The following is a 22,483-nucleotide window of genomic DNA, read 5'->3' on the forward strand; positions in this document are numbered from 1 at the left end:
CTCACTCCCTCACCTCAGCTAAAATACGGTCCGCTCCTTGCGCGATCAGCTTATCCGCGACGAGCAAACCAAGCGCTTCCGGGTCGCTCCCGGAAGCGGCTTCCTTGAGCATGGTCTTGCCGTCCGGCGTACCGACCATGCCCGTCAGCGTCAACAGCGGCTCCCCACCGCTGTTGCTCTCGCTTACGCTCGCGTAAGCGCCGAGCGGCACCTGGCAGCCTCCATTGAGTCTGCCGAGGAAGGCCCGCTCCGCGCGCACCGCGAGCGCTGTCGGTTCATGCTGGAACCTGCCGAGCAGGTCCAGCATAAAGGCGTCGCCGCCCCGGCACTCGATGCACAGCGCCCCCTGCCCTACGGCAGGGAGGCAGACCTCGGGCGGCAAATACGCGCTGATGCGATCCTGCCAGCCGATCCGGTGCAAACCGGCCGCGGCCAGCATAATCGCATCGAAGTTCTCTTCTTCGAGCTTGCGCAGCCTCGAGTCGATGTTGCCGCGGACCGACTCGATGCGGAGGTCCGGGCGGGCGTGCTGCAGCTGGCTGGCGCGGCGCAGCGAGCTGGTGCCGACGAGCGCGCCCTGCGGCAGCTCGTCCAGGGAGCGGTACCCCCGCGTGATCAATGCGTCTCGCGCGTCCTCTCGCTGGGGTACCGCTCCTACCACTAGCCCTTCGGGTAGCTCAAAGGGCATATCTTTCATGCTATGGACGGCCATATCGATCTCGCCGTCCAGCAAAGCTTGTTCGATTTCCTTGACGAACAGGCCCTTGCCGCCTACCTTGGACAGAGTAACGTCCAGAATGCGGTCGCCCTTGGTAACAATTTTCTTAATTTCAAATTGACACTCGATACCATGCGCTGCAGCCAGTTGTTTCAGCTGCTCTACTGCTTGCCCGGTCTGTGTCAACGCCAATGCGCTCTGCCTTGTACCCACAATAATGGTTCTCATCTCTATCTCTCCCCGCACTCTATACTCGCTTCCCGAAAGCTTGAATCGTTGACAATACCGGCTCTTGCTCAAAAGCCGCGAACAACTTTTCTTTCCAATCCTCAAACGTGCCGGTACGAATCTTGGACAGCACATCCCACTCCAACATCTCTTTGAATAGCTGCTGCCTATTTTCTTTATCCTGAATGACGGACTGGACTTTCAGACGTATCTCGCTCAAAAAATCCAGATAAAGCTCATATTCATCCCCATAAGCTTGTTCAAGCTCACGCGCTATTTTACGCGCCGATGCCGGACTCGCACCGCCTGTAGATACAGCTATCACCAATTTTCCTCTGCGTACAACAGACGGTACGATAAACGTACTTTGTTCCGGCTGATCGACTACATTAACAAGCATGTCGCACCCAACTGCCACCTCAAAAACTTTACTGTTTACATCGGAATCATCGGTAGCTGCAATGACAAGCACATACGGAGTCGTACCTTCCGCAACACCCGCGATCATCGCTTGCGAATCGAACGTCTGTCTATAGAGTACCACTTCTCCGCGGCGCTCCATATCAGCAAGCCCGGCTGTCACTTCCGGACTAATTACCGCGACATGAGCACCGGCCTGAACCAGCGAACGAGCCTTGCGCTCAGCTACGCGCCCGCCTCCGACGATCAGACAGGGGCGATCATTTACATTCAGCATAATGGGATATGGATGCTTCATGGTTCACTCAACTCCATATCCAGTCATGAAAGCCTGAAACGCTATTGGATACGACAAAATTGATAACGACAATGAGAAATGCTGCGAGATTCCAAGCCGCAAGCCGGTTTCCTGAAATGCGCATGGAATGATGCTGAAATAAATAAAATGCATAAGCGATCAGAACAAAGAAAGAATTCACAACTTTAGGATCATATAGAAGGTTATTGTTCCCTTCCAGAACGACCCACACAATGCCTAAGCTTAAAGCCAGCAACAGTAAAGGTGCGCCAATAATGACCGCCATGTAAGTGTATTTCTCGATCTTCTCCAGAGAAGGCAGCCTCATCACCGTCTGCGAGAACTTTTTTTCTTTTAACATTCTGTGTAGAAACAGATACATGCCTGAGAAAATCGCCGCTATGGAAAAAGAAGCATAACTGCCGATGGCCAGTGTAATATGTATGAATAATAGCTCATCATTGATATTCCAGCCTGCTTTGATCGGCGTTACATGCGGATTTCCAAATACATTTAAAGCAAGTATCGCAAATCCTAACACGTTCACGAAAAAGACGAACAATTCAATCCGGAAAAATCGGTTCACAATCAACGATATCGTGACAATCAACCATGAAAACATAAAAAGCACATCCGAACGGGCAAACGCCCATTCCGTCAAATGTCCGTACAGGTTAAGCCCCAAGTAAGCGGTTTGCAGAACCCATACAAACAAAAGCAGCCCCGTCCCCATCCGTTTTGCGTTCCGATTCGCATTCGCGAAATCGGAAAAGTAAAACAGCAGGCTCAGGGCATACAAATAAATCATCGCATCAAACAACCAGCTACGTGTGACCATGGCACCTCTCCCCGGCGATGATATCGCCGTTCTTTCAAGATTGCGCTAGAGCATCTGCAGCTTGCAGCCCAATCACGGACAATTTCTCATCCTGAACGCGCTTTGCTTCCGCTTCTACTGCTTTCCGTTCTGCTTCTTGTGCCAATTGATCCGCTTGCTCCTGCCGCTCCAGCGTCTCTTCCAGAGCGAACAGCTTGGTGAACATCTCCAGCGCTTCATCGCCGTGACGTTCTCCCGCCATTTCCTTAATGCGCAGGATCGGATCTCGAAGCACCTGATTCACAATACTTTTGGTTAATTTGCGAATTACTTTGACTTCACGTTCATCCAAATCAGGAAGCTTTTTCAACATACTTTCCATCGTCTCTTCATGAATTTGGTTCGCTTTCGATTGAAGAGCATGGATGACAGGACTGACGCCAAGCGTCTTCGTCCATTGATCGAAAACCGCCATCTCGGACGAGATCATCGTTTCGATTTTGGCTGCTTCCTTCTTACGTTCTTGCAAATGCTTGTCTACAATATTTTCCAAATCGTCGATATCATACAGAAACACATTCGCAAGTTCGCTAATTTGCGGATCCAAATCCCGCGGCACCGCGATATCCATCATGAATAGCGGACGCGATTTTCGCTTTTGCAAATAAGGCTGAATATCGTTTTTGGAGAGTACGTATCCCGGTGCTCCAGTCGAGCTAATGATGATATCCACTTCAGGCAAACGCTCCAGCATCTGGTCCATCGTACAAGGAATTCCGCTAAATTTCTGAGCCAGTTCCACCGCCCGTTCAAACGTACGGTTAACGACGATTACTTTGTTAGCGCCATTCGCATAAAGATGCTTGACCGTTAGTTCGCTCATTTTACCTGCGCCGATAATCATCACGGTTTTGTTCATATAAGATCCGAAAATCCTTTTACCAAGCTCAACCGCGGCGTAGCTGACAGAAACCGGGTTATCGTTGATTCCCGTTTCCGAGTGCGCTTTTTTGGCAAGCGTAACCGACTGCTTAAACAGCGTATTGAAAAAAGCGCCGGTCGCTTTCAAATTTTGCGATAGTAAAAAAGCATCCCGGACTTGACCGAGTATTTGTGTTTCTCCAAGAACCATCGAGTCGAGACCGCTCGTTACACGGAACAGATGCTCAATCGCTTTCTCACTTTCATGCATATATAAATGCTTTTGGAATTGCTCTTTGGCAACACCAAACCAACGTTCAATAAAATGAGTAATGTAATGACTGCACAAGTGAGGCCGATCCACAACCGCGTATATTTCCGTCCGGTTGCAGGTGGCGACAATCACACACTCCAGTATGCTTTTGGTTTCTTTCAATTCTTCCAGAGCTTTCGGCAAATCAGACTCGGAAAAGGCGAACTTTTCGCGAATTTCAACCGGAGCCGTACGATAATTCAAACCTACAGCGATAATATGCAAGGGTACCACCTGCCTTCCCGTTCATTACTATGAACCATTATAGCATAGCAAAACAAGCATTCCGACAATTTTTTTGAATAATTTATGAATGCGCAGTCTCTGCTCGTTAGTTTTTACAGCAAACTGCATGTATATACTATAGCTGGTTACAAAACCATGTCATTGCAGCAGCTTTTTGCGAATCAATGCGCTTAGAGCGTTGTCCAACTCGGACAGCTTTGCATTTTGCGATGCAATAACTCCTCCGTTTGAGGCCATCATTTTCTCATAGATCGCATATATGGCGCGGTATTGATTCGCGGCTTCCTGAAACGTCCCTATTTCATCAGGCTTCAACTGGCGTTCACCGCCAATTTGAAGCCGTTGTATGTATTGCATGAGCTGCGTAACACTACCCAGCGACGTCAGATATTCGTTCCCGCCAACTGCAAGCACCAACCGTTCATGCGTGTAACCGGCGGAATACAAAGCCTGTTTGGCAGCATTAAGCTCATTGGTGTCTTTAAACTTGCCTGCTTCCCCCAAATAACTGTTTAAAAGTTCCATTTGGAATAGGGAGACCTGGTAGAGCAAGTGCTTCGCATCATGATCCTCTTTATGCGTGCCAAGCATGCCAATCACTTGATAGATCGGCCAGATGACGAGAAATAAAACGATGCTATACATCACTGCTTTCCGCGCCAACTTTTTTCTCATCACATTCCCTCCCCTTTAACTGCAAACAAAACATGATCAGCAGTACCATTGTATGGGGTTTGGGACAAACAAATAACCACGGATTTCTCCGTGGTTTTCGTTATCACTATGAGCAGTCTCTTATTTTACAAGTTCTGCTTGCTTAATTTCAGGAGTTTCAACTTGCAATTCACCGATTCCGCGAACAAGTTTCTTCGCATAAACCGTCTCTGGTTTCAATACGGATACCATGAAGTCAATAGCCAATTGAGGGTCTACTGTCTCACCGCAAGTATAGCAATCTAGCGCGGCAAAACCTCTCTCAGGATAAGTATGAATGGAGAGATGACTCTCGGACAACATGACTAGCACTGTTGCTCCTTGTGGTTCAAATTGCTTGGATTGTACAGATAGTACGGTTGCTCCGCATACCTCGGCAGCTTCTACCATCTGAGCCTGCAGCCATTCTGCATTGTTCAGAAGTTCGAAATCTACCCCCCAAGTATCTACAGCAACGTGTCTTCCGAAAGTTGAGTATTCCATTTCCATCTTTCGGTTCCCCCTTCCTAGGAATAAAATGTTTGAAAAAAATTTCATCCGCTAGGACCTACGTCATTCACTTCCCGAGGGAATAATCTCTCGCAACATTCAATGTCCTGAGTGAATCCTGGTTCCTATATTGTTGTCAACGAAAATAAAAATAACATCTATCGACCAGAAATGCAATAGTTTTTTTTATCCAGCTGCTTTCAAGCAATTGAACTCACTAACTACGATATGTAGTAATGCATCAGCCCGTGCGTCCAAACAAAAAAGACCCTTGAAAGGGTCTTTTCGAAGTGGTTTCATGTATGTTTGAGTTAAGCCTCCAATGTAAACAAACGGTGCGTCAGTTCACCAAGGCGAGTGTCAATCTGCTGGTGCATCTCCTGCTCTTGCATCGCATTGCGCAGGTCAAGGAGCTGGTTGATCTGATCTTGTATCGATTCAATTTCCCGCTCCACTTCTTTCTTTTGGAACAGCTGCTCAAGTTGACCAATCGTGTCTTTGTACTCATAAATAACAGTCAAAAGTTGGCCCTTTACTTCAACAATCTTAACAACAGTGCCGCGTTCATAATAATAGACCATCGTATAGCCCGGATAAATCCGATTTACAATTGCGCTGCCTTTAAATTCGGACACCGCTTTGCGCATCAAATTAGCCAGCAAGGTATTGCTTAATCGACAGGATCCCGTGCATTCATATAGGCCCGATTTCTGCTCAAATGACAGGACGATCTCCTGACCTGCACCGTCTTGAAAAACAACCTCTTGATTGCCATTTTCCAATACTTTCACTTGCAGCGTCACTTGATGATCCACAAACATTTGAAAAAACTTGAACATCTCGGCTTCTGTTAACTGGAGGCAGGTTTTGACATATTCAGTCGCTAACCTTTGTGCCATAAAAATCCCTCGATTCTTTGTTTTCAAGCCATTGTTGTTACCTTGTTTATTATTATACTACACGAGAGCTTAATATTCCTGCGCGGCATCCCGTAAATTTCAGGAGAAATCGAGCAAAATCCGCATTTCCTCATCAAGATGTATGAATTTTATGATAATACCTCTGTTTCCCTGCGTTTCATCCTTACTTCCCTCTGTATTTTAGGAACAAAATATCAACTCGCATAAGCTTTGCGGGATTTGACGATGTATAAGGCTGCTAAACATCCGACGATTGCGATCAGACATTCGGCGGTCCACAGGTTAACGAAATGAACTTGATACAATGTGGGGAAAAAGTCAAAAGCCGCATGTAGGAAGATGGCCGCGGGCAAAATCATTTTATTCCCCTTCCGAATACCAATAAGCACGAATAAAGACAATGCGATCTGTATCGGTATCGCGGGAATGCGCTCCAAACCACCGACAAGCAAATGCGAAAAAGGCACTTGCAGGATCGATGCTTTTAACGAAGCGATGGCTTCAGCCGACAGTTTGCCGCTTAACATGGAGTCCAGCTTTCCTTGATTGAGCAATAGAGCGTACATAAAACTCTGAATGCTTGTAATTACACCTATGAACAGCGCTTCAAAGCCGCCATGTCCGATGCCAAAGGCGATCCCGTCTTTTCGATCCCGGTGACGCTTCAGTATAAAGCGCATTGCCAAATATCTGCCCGTTTCTTCGAATACTCCCGCCGCGAGCGGTCCGTAAATAATGAGCAGTATGGCATGTTTATTTACGTCCGGATTTGTGCCTAATACGGCAACATGCATGATTTTCTCTAGAATCTGCGTGAATATGAAAAAAGTAAGAACGCCGATCCAAACCGGCTTCCAACTGAAGCGATCCTTTTTATAAAAATAAAGGAAAGTGCAGACGACAGCGATGATTGGAATTATGCCTTGCAATAGAATGCCAGTTAGGACAAGAGAGTTGACCATACGCTATTTCTTCCCTTCTTGCTCCAGCTTTTTGAAAATCAGGTATGAATAAATGACGGGTACAGCTATGGAAAGGCCGAGACAAATAAAAAGGAAATACGGTAGCGAAGCGCCGCCGATAAAGCCGCAAATAACCATGACAAGTCCGCAAAGCACCCATAACGGGCCTGTAAGGCGGTGCGTTTTATTCCAAACTTCTTTGCTGGCGATTGTCCAAGGCGTTCGGACGCCCAGCGTGTAATTTTGGCGTATACGGCCCATATAATTGCCGAAAATGATCCATAACCCGCCAAGAAACAAAAACAAGACAGTATTCATCGAAATGTCATATCCCCGGTTATGAAAGAGAACAATAACGAAAATACCGCTTAAAAAAAGTACGAGAGCAAATCGGAACAATTCATAAACATTCATAAATTTCGCATAATTATCACGCTTTGGATCCAATCTTGGAACCACTTTTAAACCAATGGTCAAAATCAGATTGAGCAAAAATGTGAAAATAAAAAAGACGGATTTGCTCATATAACCGTTTGCATTCCCATTCAAATCGAAGTGAGAAGAGAGCGGATCGGGCAAGTCATTATACATAACCGCTCCAACAATAATGGGTGCCAGCGCTATCAGAAGCAGGACTACGTCTTTCCAGCCCCATGATATTTTTGTATTTTTATTCACGTTTCTTCATCTCCTTTTTTAATGATATCCATGAACCAACCCATGACTTCTTGTACGACAGTCGTATTGAGCGAGTACATAATGTTTTGTCCTTGGCGTTCGTCTAAGATCAACTTAGCTGTCTTAAGCGCGTTCAGATGATGGGAAATACTTGGTTTGGTCATTTGAAAATGCTCGGCAATTTCGCCGGCAGTACGATCCTTCTCGCGTAGAAGCTTAATGATCGCTCTTCGCGTCGGATCGGATAACGCTTTGAACGATTCGTTCATGGATCGTCCACCCCATTCCTTAGATATTTAGATAATTATCTAAATGTTTAATTGTAGTATAAGTGATTTTCTTTTTTTTGTCAAAAAAGGTTTTAAAGAAAAACAACATCCCTCCGCTTGGCAGCGGATAAGATGTTGTTAGTTTCATTCTTTCGGCTCTTGTTCTTTCTGTTCTCCCTGTTCTTCCGAAACATACCCAATTTGCTTTTCAATCAGTGCCCATAGCTCGTCCTTGCCAAGGCCAAGCTCCGAGGAAAACAAAAGCGGGTGAAACCCTTGATCCATGCCCAGTGTCTCGCGAACGACTTTGGCGTGTTTTTGCCATCTGCTCTTCGGAATTTTGTCTGCTTTAGTTGCTACGACAAGCACAGGAACGTCATGATGTCTGAGCCATTGGTACATGGCCTGGTCGTCCTTGGTCGGCGGATGGCGTAAGTCGATCAGCTGCATAACAAGCTTCAGCGGCTCCCGATTCAGTAAATAATTCTCAATAAATTTGCCCCATTGCTCCCGCTGAGTTTTGGACACTTTGGCGTAACCGTAACCGGGAAGATCGACGAAATATAAGTCCTGATTAATTTTGTAATAATTCAGTGTTTGGGTTTTACCGGGCTGCGAGCTGGTTCTAGCCAAATTTTTACGGTTTATCATCCGGTTAATCAGCGATGATTTCCCTACATTAGAACGCCCTGCCAGAGCTATCTCCGGCAAGGCATCTTCTGGGTATTGGCTAGGTCCGACCGCACTGATAATAAATTCAGCTTGATTGACCTTCATAGATGTTCACTACTTTCTTTCGTTATCCGACCTCTACAGGCGGCTTATTTTTCACTAGTGCATGCTCCAGCACCTGATCCATGTGACTGACTGGAACAAACGTTATTTCATTCCGGACGCTTTCCGGAACTTCGATAATATCCTTCTCATTGTCCTGCGGCAATAAAATTTTGCGGATACCTGCCCGATGCGCGGCAAGCGCCTTTTCTTTCAAGCCGCCAATCGGCAGCACACGGCCGCGGAGCGTAATTTCGCCGGTCATCGCGACTTGGCGAGAGACCGGAATATTTGTCAGCGCAGAGATCAGCGCTGTCCCCATCGTAATCCCTGCAGAAGGTCCATCCTTCGGTATTGCTCCTTCAGGAATATGGATATGGATGTCGTTCTTTTCATGGAAATCAGTTGCGATTCCCAATTCCACAGCACGAGAGCGTGTGTAGCTGAAAGCGGCTTGCGCCGATTCCTTCATCACATCACCCAATTTCCCCGTCAAAGTCAGCTTACCCGTTCCGGGCATCACCGTCACCTCGATGACCAAGGTGTCGCCACCGACTTCTGTCCAAGCGAGACCCGTTACAGCGCCAATCTGATCCTTCTCCTCGGCGATATTATAACGGAACTTGGAGGGTCCGAGATAATCCTGGAGGTTATGGGCGGTCACTTGCACAGGTGTCGATGGGTCGGATACAATCTGCTTCGCTGCTTTGCGACACATTCCCGCAACTTGCTGCTCCAGATTCCTCACACCGGCTTCGCGCGTATATTCCCGCACGATCTTCATCAACGCTGCTTCTTCAACAACCAATTGCTCTTCCTGCAAACCATGGTCGCGCTTCTGTTTCGGCAATAAATATCGATTCGCGATTTGAAGCTTCTCGATTTCCGTGTAGCCCGGGATATAAAGAACTTCCATCCGGTCGAGCAGCGGTCGTGGAATGTTGTGTATCGCATTGGCCGTCGTGATGAACATAACGCTTGATAAATCAAACGGAACTTCAATGAAATGATCGCTAAAAGTGCTGTTCTGCTCGGGATCAAGAACTTCCAGCAGAGCGGAAGCCGGATCGCCGCGAAAATCCATGGCCATTTTGTCGATTTCATCTAAAAGAAATACAGGGTTGCTTGCTCCAGCATTTTTCATTCCCTGGATGATACGTCCAGGCATGGCTCCGACATAAGTGCGCCGGTGACCGCGAATTTCCGCCTCATCCCGCACACCGCCTAGTGAAATACGGATGAATTGTCTTCCCATCGATCTGGCAATGGAACGGGCAATCGAGGTTTTACCCACGCCTGGAGGTCCGACGAGACAAAGGATCGGTCCTTTCAGCTTTTGAACAAGCTTCTGAACGGCCAAATATTCAAGTACGCGCTCCTTTGGTTTTTCCAGACCAAAATGATCTTCATTTAGAATCTCTTCCGCTTTGCCGAGATCAAGATCATCTTCCGTCCGCTTCGACCAAGGAAGTCCGAGCAACCAATCAATATAGTTGCGAATGACGCCGCCTTCCGCAGATGTTGCAGGCATTTTCTCGAGACGGTCGATTTCCTTCTCAACCTTTTCGCGCACTTTATCGGGGAGCTCGGCTTCGCTTAATTGGGTGCGCAGTTCATCCACTTCGCCGGCACGGCCTTCTTTGTCGCCAAGCTCTTTCTGAATCGCCTTCATTTGCTCGCGAAGGTAGTATTCCTTCTGCGTCTTTTCCATTTGCTTTTTGACGCGCTGGCTAATTTTGCGTTCCAATTCCAGCACTTCGCGCTCATTATTCAAGATGTTCAGCATTTTCTCCAGACGTTCACGTACGTCAACGGTTTCGAGAATTTCCTGTTTATCCTTGATTTTCAACGACAAATGGCTGCAAATGACGTCCGCTAAACGTCCGGGTTCATCAATATCGGAAACTGCAGCAAGCGTTTCAGGCGTCACCTTTTTGGACAGGTTGATATAATGTTCGAACTGGTTCAACACTGTCCGCATTAAGGCGTCGATCTCCGGATCGGTAATTTCCTGTTCCGGCAATTCTTTGGCCGTCACTTCATAGTACTCGTCATTGGCAAGGTATTCATTGATTTCAGCGCGCAAAACGCCTTCTACAAGAACACGAATCGTGCCATTCGGCAATTTAAGCATTTGCCGTACTTTTGCGATGGTGCCGATGCGGTAAATATCCTCTTTAGAGGGCTCTTCTATATTGATCTCGGATTGAGAGCAGAGGAGAATCATGCTGTCATCTACCATCGCCCGTTCGAGCGCTTTTACCGACTTTTCCCGCCCCACATCCAGATGTAGAACCATACTCGGATAGACTAATAGTCCCCTTAAAGGTAAAAGCGGCAATCTGCGTACCTTGATTTTACCAGGCCCCATCCTCTGCACCTCCTAAATTTACCCCACAAATATTTGTAATTATAGGGATCAATGTCTCCCATTTTTTGTATCTATGCTGCTTTTACATTTTATCAAAACTGCAAACAAAACACCAATTGGCGCTCTGGCGCGGTTTGTGGGGTCTGGGCAGTTCATTTTAAGACTCGATAGTGCCTGGCGATTTGGCGTGCAAAATTGGAAGTGTGGATGGCGATACAGCACGTTCAGCAGAAATCGGCATTGGAATGACATTGTCCTGCAGTTCGATGCCAAGGGCAACTTGTAGCACTTCCTCGATGGATTCCGCAGCTTTCACTTCTACGCCAGGCAAATCGGCGAACATCTCTTGCCAGTTTTCTTTTGGAATAATGACTTTCGTTGCTCCAGCTTGAAAAGCTGCTTCTACTTTAGCCACAACACCGCCTACCGGCTTTACTTTACCGTGGATGCTCATTTCGCCGGTCATCGCCAGCTTGTTATCGACTGGAATTTTATGTATCGCAGACGCAATCGCCGTAGCCATTGAAATTCCAGCTGAAGGTCCGTCAATCGGCACACCGCCCGGGAAGTTAATATGCAGATCGTAATCTGCAGTATTAAAGCCAAGCTTGCGCAGAACCGTCAATACATTTTCCACGGAGCCGCGAGCCATACTTTTTCTCCGAATCGTACGGGTGCCTCCGCCCATCTCCTCTTCGTCCACAACACCGGTTATATTGAATTTCCCTGTCCCCGGAACAGAAACGGGAATCGCGATGACTTCGATTTCAAGCAGCGTTCCCAAATTAGGTCCATAAACCGCCAACCCATTGACAAAACCGATTTGCGGTTGTGCCGGCACTTTGCGTTCCGGTCTTGGCGGAATTTGCGACGAGTTGACCACCCATTCGATATCGGCGGCTGTAATTTCGTCCCGTTTGTCCGTTAGAGCAATACCTGCGGCAAGCTGGATCACGTTAACCGCCTCCCTGCCATTGGTAGCGTATTTCGTGACGACATTCACCGCCGAAGGACTTTCTTGAAACCCGATTTTCTTGAGCGCTTTCTGGGCGATCTCGCCTATTTCTTCAGGAAGCAAAGGCCGGAAAAAAATCTCCAGACAACGCGAACGGATTGCAGGCGGAATTTCGCTCGGCGTCCGTGTTGTTGCACCTACCAGGCGGAAGTCGGCCGGCAAGCCATTTTGAAATATATCATGGATATAGTTAGGAATGTTCGTATCTTCTGAGCTATAGTATGCACTCTCCAGAAATACTTTACGATCTTCCAGCACCTTTAATAATTTGTTCATTTGGGTCGGGTGTAATTCCCCGATTTCGTCGATAAACAAAATGCCCCCGTGCGCTTTCGTAACAGCACCAGGTTTAGGCTGCGGAATGCCCGCCACGCCCATCGCCCCTGCTCCTTGATAGATCGGATCATGAACCGAACCAATTAGCGGATCAGCAATCCCTCGCTCGTCAAAACGTGCCGTTGTCGCATCGATTTCAGTAAATTTGGAATCAGGACGGAAAGGGGATTCTTGGTTTTTTTTCGCTTCTTCTAAAACAACACGGGCAGCAGCAGTCTTGCCTACGCCAGGAGGGCCATAAATAAGCACATGCTGCGGGTTTGGTCCGCACAATGCCGCTTTCAGCGCTTTAAGTCCTTCCTTCTGTCCGACGATATCCTGCATCGAAGACGGTCTCGTCTTCTCAGATAATGGCTTAGTAAGAGATATGGATCGCAGCTTACGCAGCTTCTCCAGCTCTTTCCTGGACTCTCTATCGACAGCAGACCTATTCGTCTGTTGATTGCGCAATAAATTCCAAAAATACAATCCAATCACAACAGCAAAAAATACTTGAATTACCATGAGAATAATACTTAAGCTCATCTTTCATTCCTCCTTAGCTGCGTTTCGCTTCAGCAAAACGACTTCATAAGCGTAAACTGCAAATCGTCATACTCTTCATTATTCCCGTGTAAAAGAAGGTTAATCCAATCTATGCAAACTTTTGCAGGATGAATGAGCGACCATCTTCGGTAGAAGGATAAGAGTAGATATTGATGCAAAAGGATGTGGCGTCATGAAGCAAAGCATGGTCATTATTCTACTTTCCCTTTGTCTTTGTTTAACGAATACTGAAACCCACGCATATACAAGCAATCCATTGCTCCCGGAAGCTGACGTGTTGATTGATGTCGGACATGGCGGTATCGATAGCGGAGCGATGTTCGGTAAATATGAAGAGAAAGATATGAATCTAGCCATCTCCAATAAGACATATAAGCTGTTAAAAAAGAAGGGATACCGTGTCGTCATCGACCGCAATCAAGATTATGCTTTAAGCGATGATAACCATTGGTCTTCAGGCGGAAGACATCGCAAAGATCTCGCCCAACGGGTGGGGATTGCAAACACGATTAAACCAAAGGTCATGCTAAGTTTGCACATCAATTGGTCCGGCAAACCGGGTCGCCGCGGTCCGCTAGTGATCTACCAGAATAATTCTGACAGTATTTTGTTAGCGAATTTATTGCAGCAGTCATTGAACAGGGTATATGGAATGGAAGAAACTCCTGTGCTAGGAAAAAAATATTACGTTCTCAAACATTCCAAATGTCCCGCTGTTATTGTGGAATTAGGTTTTATTTCAAATCGAAAAGACCGCAAATTACTGAACGACTCCCACCACCAAAGTAAGCTGGCGGAAGCGATCAGCGCTGCGGTGGAGCAATATTTTGCCATGATTCACCCTACTTAATGGCGGGCATTTTCACCATTTTGGAAATCGATACGAATTGGGCTTCCTTCTGAATGGAAGGAATCGCTTCTTTAATCACCTGTGCCGTTTTTTTGCCTGGAGGACCTACATGGCCGATTGCGATGCAGGTTTCTTTATCATGTAAAAGTTTCTTAAACTTTTCCATCTGTTTGCTGATATGACTATAGGTGTAGAGATCATCAAAAAAGAGCTGATTCTCCGTATAGGGTACTCCCATTTGTTCGGACAGTTTTCCAATCAAACTTTTTGGGGTCGTTCTACTGTCCAGCAGCATCAAGCCTTTTTCTTTGCAAACTTCAACGATAATTTTCATGACTCTTTCATCCGCTGTCGCTCTCGATCCCATATGATTGTTAATACCTATGGCGTAAGGAACGTCTTCAATGGCTGCAAGCACCCGTTTGCGTATTTCTTCATTCGAGAGGTCGGTTGTAATTGCTCCTGGGCCTAACCAGCTCTTCTTGCCGCGCACGGGCTCCATTGGGAGGTGTAAAAGTACTTCATGACCCTTCTCATGAGCAAGCTGGGCATCCTGTTTTGTTGAAGGCAGAAACGGCATAACGGCAACGGTAAGCGGGATGGGCAAGCTTAGCATTTCCGCGGTGCCATCCATATTATTGCCGAAGTCGTCAATAACGATGGCCACTTGTTTTGAGCGTTCAACCGACTCCTGCGGTATAGGCAAAGGCTCTATTGAGGCTCCTGCACGATAGGGAATCATGAGCAGCAACGCAAAGCACAGAATTAGCGTTTGAACCGATTTACTTAATGGCCTTTTAATTTTCCAGTCCATAGTCATTCTCCTTTGGTGTTTTCATAAAAAACTTACTGATAAACCTGCGCTTTCCAGATTTATTCATTATGCTTCCCACAGACAAAGAATATGCGTGCAAACAAAAGAAGCCTCTAAGGATGACGATTCATCCTTAAAGGCTTCTTTTCTTAATGCTTACGTCCCGGGATAACTCCCGTTTTTTCATACGAATCTACAATCACGTCAATTTCTTTTTTCAGTTCGTTCAGCAAATCGGCTTCCGGAACCTTTCGAATCATTTCTCCATAGCGGAACAACATACCTTCGCCACGAGCTCCTGCGATCCCGATGTCGGCTTCACGCGCTTCACCAGGACCATTTACCGCACAGCCAAGTACGGATACCTTAATCGGCACTTTGATCTTGGCAATATACGCTTCCACCTCGTTGGCAATGGAGAACAGATCGATGTCCAATCGGCCGCAGGTCGGACAAGATACGAGAGTTGCAGCATTCGTGATAAGCCCAAATGTCTTGAGCAATTCACGAGCGACCTTAATCTCTTCCACCGGATCAGCGCTTAGCGAAATTCGCAGCGTATTACCAATGCCCATATTGAGCAGGGCACCGATACCGGCTGCACTTTTCACAGAACCTGTAAACAGGGTTCCGGCTTCTGTAATACCAAGATGCAGCGGATAGTTAAAGGCTTGGGCCGCTTTGGAATAAGCAGCTATGGCCATGGGCACGTCCGATGCCTTAAGGGAGACGATGATATCATGAAAATCAAGCTCTTCCAAAATGTTGATGTGGAAAAGCGCGCTTTCTACCATCGCTTCAGGAGTCGGAAATCCATACTTCTCCAGCAAATGGTTTTCCAGCGAGCCTGCATTAACACCGATCCGAATCGGAATGCCGCGTTCTTTACATGCTTTGACGACTGCTTCCACTTTCTCACGCCGACCGATATTTCCCGGGTTGATACGAACCTTGTCGATTCCGTTCTCGATGGCCGCAAGTGCCAGCCGATGATCGAAATGGATATCTGCAACGAGCGGGATATGAATCTGCTTCTTAATCTCTTTGATCGCTTCCGCGGCTTCTTTATTATTCACCGTCACACGGACGATCTGGCAACCGGCTTCTTCCAAGCGGAGGATTTCGGCAACAGTCGCTTTGACGTCGGCAGTTTTCGTCGTGCACATACTTTGCATAATGACTTCATTGCTGCCGCCAATCGTTAAATCCCCAACGCGGACAGGCCGCGTATCTTTTCTATGGAACATTATGGTTTCTCTCCCCATGACACCAAACATCCTCCGCTCCAATTTCCTTGAACGGAAACCGGATTGGAGGCTGTGTGTGGAATTATGAAATTATGGGTTACGCGCTTTCTTCCTTCTTCTTGCCCGCCACCTGACCGCCGTCTTTCGTTGTCAAAACAGGCAGAAGCTTGTTTTGCACTGTTTCTTTGGTCACTTTGCAAGTGGTGACGTCCGTTCTAGAAGGAACCTCGAACATTACGTCCAGCATGATGCTTTCGATAATGGCCCGAAGACCGCGCGCGCCTGTATTCCGTTTGATCGCTTCCTTCGCAATGGCGTCGAGCGCCTCCGCGTCGAATTCAAGCGACACGTTATCCATATCAAGAAGCTTCTGGTACTGTTTCACCAGAGCGTTCTTCGGCTCGGATAGAATACGAACAAGGGCTGCTTCATCCAGCGGCTCTAATGTGGAAATAACTGGAAGACGACCCACGAATTCCGGAATTAATCCGAATTTCAACAGATCTTCCGGAAGCACCATGGATAGGTACTCGCCTGGTTTCAGATCCACTTTGCTGCCATCGGTGCTGAAACCGATGACTTTTTTACCGATTCTGCGTTTGATGATTTGCTCCAGCCCATCGAAGGCGCCGCCGCAAATAAACAGAATGTTGGTGGTATCGATTTGAATAAATTCTTGATGCGGGTGCTTGCGTCCGCCTTGCGGTGGAACCGAGGCAACCGTGCCTTCGAGAATTTTCAGCAATGCTTGTTGAACACCCTCGCCGGAAACATCTCTTGTAATCGATGGATTCTCGGATTTGCGGGCCACTTTATCGATTTCGTCAATGTAGATGATACCGCGCTCGGCTTTTTCCACATCGTAATCAGCGGCTTGAATCAACTTGAGCAAAATGTTCTCTACGTCTTCACCTACATAACCAGCTTCCGTCAAAGAAGTCGCATCCGCGATGGCGAATGGAACGTTAAGAATTTTGGCCAGCGTCTGCGCAAGTAACGTTTTACCGCTGCCAGTTGGCCCAAGAAGAACGATATTACTTTTTTGAAGCTCGACATCTTCAAGCTTGTTCTGCGAGTTAATGCGCTTGTAATGGTTATATACCGCTACTGCAAGCGATTTTTTAGCTTGGTCCTGTCCAATAACGTACTGGTCCAAAATGTTGCGAATTTCTTGTGGTTTCGGAACATCCTTGAGGTCCAATTCTTCCTCGTGGCCTAATTCTTCTTCCACAATCTCCGTGCAAAGCTCTATACATTCATCACAAATGTAAACTCCCGGACCGGCAACAAGCTTGCGCACTTGGTCTTGGGATTTTCCGCAAAAGGAACATTTGAGTTGGCCTTTTTCATCGTTAAATTTAAACATGGGATCACTCCTTTATTTCAAGTCGTTTCGAGTGATAACCTCGTCGATTAAACCGTATGCCTTCGCTTCTTCAGCGCTCATAAAGTTATCGCGATCGGTGTCTCTTTCGATCTTTTCAAGCGGCTGTCCCGTACGCTCCACATAAATCTCGTTGAGCTTTTGCTTCGTCTTAATAATCCAATCTGCATGGATTTTAATATCGGTCGCTTGACCTCTAACACCACCGAGTGGTTGATGAATCATAACTTCTGCGTTAGGAAGCGCAAAACGCTTGCCTTTGGCTCCGGCTGTTAAAAGCAAAGAACCCATACTTGCAGCCATACCTACGCAAATCGTAGATACATCGGGTTTAATGAATTGCATCGTATCAAAAATCCCCATCCCCGCCGTAACGGATCCCCCTGGAGAATTGATATATAAGCTGATATCCTTCTCAGGATCCTGAGCGGATAAAAAGAGCAGCTGGGCAATGACCAAATTAGCCACATCGTCATCGATTGCGCTCCCGATGAAGATAATGCGGTCCTTGAGCAGTCGTGAGTAGATATCGTAAGAACGTTCCCCACGAGCTTCTTGTTCAACAACCATAGGAATAAGACTCATTGTACCAACTCCTTTAACGGCAATTCGCCATGTTCACCCTATACGGGATCTATAATGGAACAGAAATTTCAAGAATCTCCATAACCATCTAAGTTACAGTTTAACACGTTTGAGCAGCAAAGTCATTTTTTCAAAGTAAGGCTATGTATGCGTTTATTTCTTATGTTTGTGAGGCCGTCCGGAGAGAAAATAGGGTAAAAGAAAGGCACGCCAGCGTTACGAACGTGCCTTTACTAACCTTATTTACACTGCTGCGGAAACATTCTTGCTATTTTCGAGCAGGAAGTCTACGGTTTTTCTTACAACCAGATCATTGGTCAAACCTTCAAGGCTGCCGTTGGAAGCGAACAGCTCACGAAGTTCTGCTGCAGATTTTTGGAAAGATTGCGAGTATTTCTCAAGCTCTGCATCCACTTCTTCGTCGGAAACCGTGATGCTCTCAGCGGCTGCGATTGCTTCAAGAACAAGGTTGTTGCGAACACGCTTCTCAGCGTCTTCTCTCATTTGGTCTTTCAGCACGCTTTCGTTTTGGCCGGAGAATTGGAAGTAGATCTCAAGCGTCATGCCTTGGGAACGAAGACGTCTTTCAAATTCTTTCACCATCACGTCAAGCTCAGCTTCTACCATAGCAGCCGGGATTTCAACGTCAGCATTTGCTGCAGCTTTTTCGACAACAGCCGTTTCTTTAGCTGCCTCGCTGTCTTTTTCTTTACGCTCTTGCAGACGCTTTTTCATGTCGTCTTTGTATTCCTCAAGCGTATCGAACTCGCTTACGTCTTTAGCGAACTCATCGTCAAGCTCAGGCAAGTTTTTGCGTTTGATGTCGTGAATTTTCACTTTGAATACTGCCGCTTTGCCTTTGAGATCTTCGGAGTGATAGTTCTCTGGGAACGTCACTTCAACATCTTTCTCTTCGCCTTTTGCAAGACCGACAAGTTGCTCTTCGAAGCCAGGGATGAAGCTGTTGGAACCCAGCTCAAGCGAATACTTCTCCGCTTTTCCGCCTGGGAACGCTTCGCCGTCTACGAAACCTTCGAAATCAAGAACAACCACATCACCGTTAGCCGCTTGTCCTTCTTCAAGAACCACGAGCTCAGCATGACGCTGTTGCAGACGCTTCAATTCTTCGTTCACTTCTTCATCCGTTACGTTAGCGTCTACCGCTTCAACTTCGATGCCTTTGTAGTCGCCGAGCGTTACTTCAGGTTTAACCGTTACTTTCGCTTTGAACTTCAGAACTTGTCCTTTGCCAAATTGCTCAACGTCTACTTCAGGGCGATCAACAGGCTCGATTTTAACCTCTTCGATTGCTTGTACGTAAACTTCCGGCAAAATGATATCCAAAGCATCTTGATACAAGCTTTCCACACCAAATTTAGCTTCAAAGATCGAACGAGGCACTTTACCTTTACGGAAACCCGGAACGTTCACTTTCGCGGATACTTTTTTGAATGCTTTATCCAGTGCATCTGCGACGCGCTCCGCGCCAACTTCCACTTCAAGAACGCCAACGTTCTTCTCTATTTTTTCCCAACTTGCTTTCATTTTATGCCTTCCCCTCCAAAAATGTACCATGACATATTTTCACGTTCTGGCAAGTGGAGTGCTAATACTCATACCCCTACCTACCATTATAACCACTCTATTATAACATATAACATTTTCATTTCAAGGCAGGCTCTTCCGCTCAATTAAGAAGGATACGGATTGAATTGATTGATGAACGTTTGCAGCGTCAAATGGGCACGTTTCCATTGGAGTTTCATCGAATCGACAATCCCATAATTCTCGAGCAATTCTTCACGGTTGGGCGTCCCGAACAGCCTTTCCTGAAGTGCCGCGTGCAAGGCTGAAGCCCATATGTCGACAGCCCCTTCCTCCGGTTTCAATAGATCGGTATAGACGGAAGTGCCGTAAGCGTAAGCCAGAAACTCCTGCCACGATTGCCCGGCGAAAAAGACAAAATCAGGCTGGTCCATTTCACTAATTTCCCCGACTCTGCGAATCATATCACGAATTTGCGCTGGAAAATCTTCCGGGCAAAGCGGCGTTTCTTCGATATCAACCGCGACTTTAATCCCGTTCTTAGGCATTTCTATAATGCCGCGCTCTCCCATCTGCCTAAGTGTCTGAAGCGCCTTGAACTGAATATGCGGATGCCGCGCCTTTTCAGAAACCCATTGTTTTACAGCCAAGCTGGCGTCCGGAAGCTCGACATATGCCAGTTGTTCGAGCGCTGTAACCTGCTGCTCCAAACTGCCTTCACGAAGCATACCCAGAAGCTTTTCGACATAGGCTGCATCGTCCGTCGTTTTCTCTTGTATATACTGCCTCAGCAACACTTCCTCTTCTTCCACTTCCTCATACGTTGTGGGGGCTGATGGAAATACCGTTTCCGGATGCATGGTCTGAAGCCAATTAAAAAGCGCTTCCCATTGGTCCGTTTTATTTGTATCGACGTTCGGAAATTGCAAAAGAAACGTCAGCAGTTGCAAGGCGTCGCTGTACTGCTCCCGTTGTAGAAAGCGGGTTAGCTCTTCTTCATAAAATTGCTCGGTTTTTGGAAAAAGAATCAAATTGTTGACAGATGGTTCTGTAATGGGGATCACCTCAAAAAAACTTCGTCTCGCTGGAGACAGTTTACTCGATTGTTCTATCGATTGCAAAAGAAATTAAAAACGGGGTTGACTTCACTGAAATCGATGTGATAATATAACTCTTGCTTCGCTAAAAACGAACTTGTTTCTAAAGCGAAATGCAATAAGTCCCAGTAGCTCAGCAGGATAGAGCATACGCCTTCTAAGCGTACGGTCGGGGGTTCGAATCCCTCCTGGGACGTAAATGATAAACGTACTGACGTTCGTCAGTACTACAAAAAAAAACCGTCCATATATTGGGCGGTTTTTTTTGCTAGATTTGTTCGATGAGCGATTGTTAAACGGAAGGACGGTTAGCCGGATGGTGACCAGGCTCAGTAGAATCCAGGTTTTGCTGTATTCGAGAAGATTGTTTGGAGTGAGCGATTGTACTTTGCGTTATTGAATCTAAATTTCTACCTTTTTTCCTGCTCATAAAGGGCATACCCTCCTGCTAATAGAGTAGAATGGTTACTAAATTAGTATGGATTATTGACCTTTATCGTATGCTGGAAAAGTGAGGGTTCTCTGGCCTATGAGAAAACCCGGCAGATGGCCAGGTTCTTATCTAAGGTTGTATGTTTGGGGACGTCAATCCTCCATCTTTCGCGTCTGTAAAGATGAAAAACATCGTTATCGACACGATTGCGACATCCCCACGTGTCTGTAACGATGAAAAACATCTTTCAGCTCCACCCAGAGTACAGTGCTGCTGATTTTTTCGTCTGTAAAGATGAAAATTATCGTTAGAGACACGATTGCGATATCCCCAAAGGTCTGGAACGATGAAAAACATCTTTTCAGCTCCACCCAGCGTACAGTGCTGCTTTTTTCCTCGTCTGTAAAGATGAAAAACATCGTTATCGACACGATTGCGATATCCCCACAGGTCTGGAACGATGAATAACATCTTTTCAGCTCCACCCAGCGTACAGTGCCACTGATTTTCTCGTCTCTAAAGATGAAAATGAGGCTGTCGATTAACTGTTCATACCTTCGGAAATCTGCGGGAGACCACAAAATGTATGCGAAAAATCATACAAAATGAGCGGCGCACACATCGAATCAGTCGATTCTATTCGAAATTTCATACACAAAACGCGATTTGGGCCCTGATTCTGTAAATGAATACGAAAAATCATATACAATTTCTGCATGTTTCCGTTCACGTCAATACTATCCCCAATAAATCGACAGCCTCAAAATTATCGTTAGAGACACGATTGCGATGTCCCCAAAGGTCTGGAACGATGAAAACCATCTTTTCAGATGTGCACTTGCTGACCATTGTTGTGTAACCATAATAAAAGCCCGCAAGGAATTTCCTTGCAGGCCCTTCGGTGCCATTAGACATTAGTGCTTGTGATTGGGCAGTTTATCGCCCGGACGTTTATGCCCTTGTGTCCTCAAATTCTTCTCGGCTTTTCTCTGCTTGTCATGCAGCTTGCTGATGAAATGGCTATCCATGAGCATTCGCCTCCTGAAGAAATAATGGCACTGCCTATTTAGAATGTCACACTAGCTCTAAATTTAAACGCATCGCCAAGTTAAGAATAGCTCCTCTGGCTTCCGCATTCGTTTTGACCAACTCGTAAAGTTCTTCGAACTCGGCCCGTTTCTCCATAAATACCGGCTCTGTCTTAATCGCGGTTTGCGTCCAGTTAATCAGTACGTTTTCAGCATGGGTCAATTCATTATAGGCACGATGAAGACCGACACGTTCGATGATTTCTTCCATTTCCGCTTGTCCGACTTCCTTGCCTTGTTCTTTCAAAGCTTCGATTCGTTTATCCGCTTGATTGCTGATTTGCAGAAAATGTTCTCTGGCCGCCAGGTAATCAATTTGTGCTTTGGAGTGCTTTTTTTTCATTGTCATCACCTTCGTCATAGAATAAGTAAGAGTTGGATTCATTGTAACAGCCCTGTCCGCAA

At 46.5% G+C, this 22,483-nt stretch carries 23 protein-coding genes and 1 tRNA gene; 2 read left to right on the top strand and 22 right to left on the bottom strand.

Annotation, left to right across the window (positions count from 1 at the left end; translation table 11 throughout):
* Position 1: 1 nt before the first annotated feature.
* From hemC to lonB, 13 genes are all read right to left on the bottom strand, one after another.
* A complete protein-coding gene (gene hemC, locus ACFQZT_RS08495) occupies positions 2 to 946 on the bottom strand; it encodes a hydroxymethylbilane synthase (RefSeq protein ID WP_379298626.1) in 945 nt (314 codons plus the stop codon).
* A 19-nt stretch (positions 947 to 965) separates the two neighbouring features.
* The gene (locus ACFQZT_RS08500) at positions 966 to 1,664 is read right to left on the bottom strand and encodes a precorrin-2 dehydrogenase/sirohydrochlorin ferrochelatase family protein (RefSeq protein WP_379298629.1); all 699 of its coding nucleotides are present in this window, start codon (positions 1,662 to 1,664) and stop codon (positions 966 to 968) included.
* Positions 1,665 to 1,671: 7 nt separating this feature from the next.
* A complete protein-coding gene (locus ACFQZT_RS08505; RefSeq protein ID WP_379298631.1) occupies positions 1,672 to 2,502 on the bottom strand; it encodes a cytochrome C assembly family protein in 831 nt (276 codons plus the stop codon).
* Positions 2,503 to 2,536: 34 nt separating this feature from the next.
* Positions 2,537 to 3,940: a glutamyl-tRNA reductase gene (hemA, locus tag ACFQZT_RS08510; protein ID WP_379298633.1), complete on the bottom strand. Its 1,404-nt coding sequence runs from the start codon at positions 3,938 to 3,940 to the stop codon at positions 2,537 to 2,539.
* A 159-nt stretch (positions 3,941 to 4,099) separates the two neighbouring features.
* Positions 4,100 to 4,636 (bottom strand): hypothetical protein, encoded by a 537-nt coding sequence (locus ACFQZT_RS08515; RefSeq protein WP_379298635.1) that lies wholly within the window; start codon positions 4,634 to 4,636, stop codon positions 4,100 to 4,102.
* Between the two features lie 120 nt (positions 4,637 to 4,756).
* Positions 4,757 to 5,158, bottom strand: coding sequence for an adenosylmethionine decarboxylase (speD, locus tag ACFQZT_RS08520; protein ID WP_188175707.1), 402 nt, complete (start codon positions 5,156 to 5,158; stop codon positions 4,757 to 4,759).
* A 317-nt stretch (positions 5,159 to 5,475) separates the two neighbouring features.
* The gene (locus ACFQZT_RS08525; protein ID WP_379298637.1) at positions 5,476 to 6,063 is read right to left on the bottom strand and encodes a non-ribosomal peptide synthetase module; all 588 of its coding nucleotides are present in this window, start codon (positions 6,061 to 6,063) and stop codon (positions 5,476 to 5,478) included.
* Positions 6,064 to 6,278: 215 nt separating this feature from the next.
* Positions 6,279 to 7,046 (bottom strand): YhfC family intramembrane metalloprotease, encoded by a 768-nt coding sequence (locus tag ACFQZT_RS08530; RefSeq protein WP_379298639.1) that lies wholly within the window; start codon positions 7,044 to 7,046, stop codon positions 6,279 to 6,281.
* 3 nt (positions 7,047 to 7,049) lie between these two features.
* Entirely contained in the window at positions 7,050 to 7,724 is a 675-nt protein-coding gene (locus ACFQZT_RS08535) for an SdpI family protein (RefSeq protein WP_379298641.1), read from the bottom strand.
* Positions 7,721 to 7,993 (bottom strand): autorepressor SdpR family transcription factor, encoded by a 273-nt coding sequence (locus ACFQZT_RS08540; protein WP_379298643.1) that lies wholly within the window; start codon positions 7,991 to 7,993, stop codon positions 7,721 to 7,723. Before ACFQZT_RS08540 ends, ACFQZT_RS08535 begins: the two co-directional genes overlap by 4 nt.
* A gap of 144 nt (positions 7,994 to 8,137) precedes the next feature.
* Positions 8,138 to 8,770 carry a ribosome biogenesis GTP-binding protein YihA/YsxC gene (gene yihA, locus ACFQZT_RS08545; protein WP_379298645.1) on the bottom strand — a complete coding sequence of 211 codons (633 nt, stop codon included), beginning with the start codon at positions 8,768 to 8,770 and terminating at the stop codon, positions 8,138 to 8,140.
* 22 nt (positions 8,771 to 8,792) lie between these two features.
* A complete protein-coding gene (gene lon, locus ACFQZT_RS08550) occupies positions 8,793 to 11,138 on the bottom strand; it encodes an endopeptidase La (protein ID WP_379298647.1) in 2,346 nt (781 codons plus the stop codon).
* A 157-nt stretch (positions 11,139 to 11,295) separates the two neighbouring features.
* Positions 11,296 to 13,014, bottom strand: a complete 1,719-nt coding sequence (gene lonB, locus ACFQZT_RS08555) for an ATP-dependent protease LonB (protein ID WP_379298649.1) — start codon at positions 13,012 to 13,014, stop codon at positions 11,296 to 11,298.
* Positions 13,015 to 13,207: 193 nt separating this feature from the next.
* Here lonB and ACFQZT_RS08560 point away from each other — a divergent pair, with 193 nt between their 5' ends.
* Entirely contained in the window at positions 13,208 to 13,885 is a 678-nt protein-coding gene (locus tag ACFQZT_RS08560) for an N-acetylmuramoyl-L-alanine amidase family protein (RefSeq protein ID WP_379298651.1), read from the top strand.
* Here the strand turns inward: ACFQZT_RS08560 and ACFQZT_RS08565 are convergent.
* From ACFQZT_RS08565 to ACFQZT_RS08590, 6 genes are all read right to left on the bottom strand, one after another.
* Positions 13,878 to 14,627 carry a divergent polysaccharide deacetylase family protein gene (locus tag ACFQZT_RS08565; protein WP_379298866.1) on the bottom strand — a complete coding sequence of 250 codons (750 nt, stop codon included), beginning with the start codon at positions 14,625 to 14,627 and terminating at the stop codon, positions 13,878 to 13,880. The two genes, ACFQZT_RS08560 and ACFQZT_RS08565, sit on opposite strands and share 8 nt — an antisense overlap.
* A 221-nt stretch (positions 14,628 to 14,848) precedes the next feature.
* Positions 14,849 to 15,946, bottom strand: a complete 1,098-nt coding sequence (gene ispG / locus ACFQZT_RS08570) for a flavodoxin-dependent (E)-4-hydroxy-3-methylbut-2-enyl-diphosphate synthase (RefSeq protein WP_379298653.1) — start codon at positions 15,944 to 15,946, stop codon at positions 14,849 to 14,851.
* Between the two features lie 97 nt (positions 15,947 to 16,043).
* Positions 16,044 to 17,312 carry an ATP-dependent protease ATP-binding subunit ClpX gene (gene clpX / locus ACFQZT_RS08575; protein ID WP_379298655.1) on the bottom strand — a complete coding sequence of 423 codons (1,269 nt, stop codon included), beginning with the start codon at positions 17,310 to 17,312 and terminating at the stop codon, positions 16,044 to 16,046.
* A 12-nt stretch (positions 17,313 to 17,324) separates the two neighbouring features.
* The gene (gene clpP / locus ACFQZT_RS08580) at positions 17,325 to 17,915 is read right to left on the bottom strand and encodes an ATP-dependent Clp endopeptidase proteolytic subunit ClpP (RefSeq protein ID WP_379298657.1); all 591 of its coding nucleotides are present in this window, start codon (positions 17,913 to 17,915) and stop codon (positions 17,325 to 17,327) included.
* 243 nt (positions 17,916 to 18,158) lie between these two features.
* Positions 18,159 to 19,460: a trigger factor gene (gene tig, locus ACFQZT_RS08585; protein WP_379298659.1), complete on the bottom strand. Its 1,302-nt coding sequence runs from the start codon at positions 19,458 to 19,460 to the stop codon at positions 18,159 to 18,161.
* Between the two features lie 146 nt (positions 19,461 to 19,606).
* On the bottom strand, positions 19,607 to 20,524 hold the full coding sequence (locus tag ACFQZT_RS08590; RefSeq protein WP_379298661.1) for a hypothetical protein: 918 nt from the start codon (positions 20,522 to 20,524) through the stop codon (positions 19,607 to 19,609).
* Between the two features lie 155 nt (positions 20,525 to 20,679).
* On the opposite strand from ACFQZT_RS08590, the gene ACFQZT_RS08595 reads away from it, so the two are divergent.
* Positions 20,680 to 20,753: transfer RNA gene (locus ACFQZT_RS08595), tRNA-Arg, on the top strand.
* Positions 20,754 to 21,119: 366 nt separating this feature from the next.
* On the opposite strand, the gene ACFQZT_RS08600 is transcribed toward ACFQZT_RS08595, so the two are convergent.
* The 3 genes from ACFQZT_RS08600 to ACFQZT_RS08610 all read right to left on the bottom strand — a co-directional run bounded on the left by ACFQZT_RS08600 (position 21,120) and on the right by ACFQZT_RS08610 (position 22,421).
* A complete protein-coding gene (locus ACFQZT_RS08600; RefSeq protein ID WP_379298663.1) occupies positions 21,120 to 21,461 on the bottom strand; it encodes a hypothetical protein in 342 nt (113 codons plus the stop codon).
* Between the two features lie 443 nt (positions 21,462 to 21,904).
* Positions 21,905 to 22,018: a DUF4023 family protein gene (locus ACFQZT_RS08605; protein ID WP_379298665.1), complete on the bottom strand. Its 114-nt coding sequence runs from the start codon at positions 22,016 to 22,018 to the stop codon at positions 21,905 to 21,907.
* A 46-nt stretch (positions 22,019 to 22,064) separates the two neighbouring features.
* Positions 22,065 to 22,421, bottom strand: a complete 357-nt coding sequence (locus ACFQZT_RS08610) for a hypothetical protein (protein WP_379298667.1) — start codon at positions 22,419 to 22,421, stop codon at positions 22,065 to 22,067.
* Positions 22,422 to 22,483: the final 62 nt, after the last annotated feature.

It is taken from the genome of Paenibacillus sp. GCM10027628 (genome assembly GCF_042676385.1).
GTDB lineage: Bacteria > Bacillota > Bacilli > Paenibacillales > NBRC-103111 > Paenibacillus_E.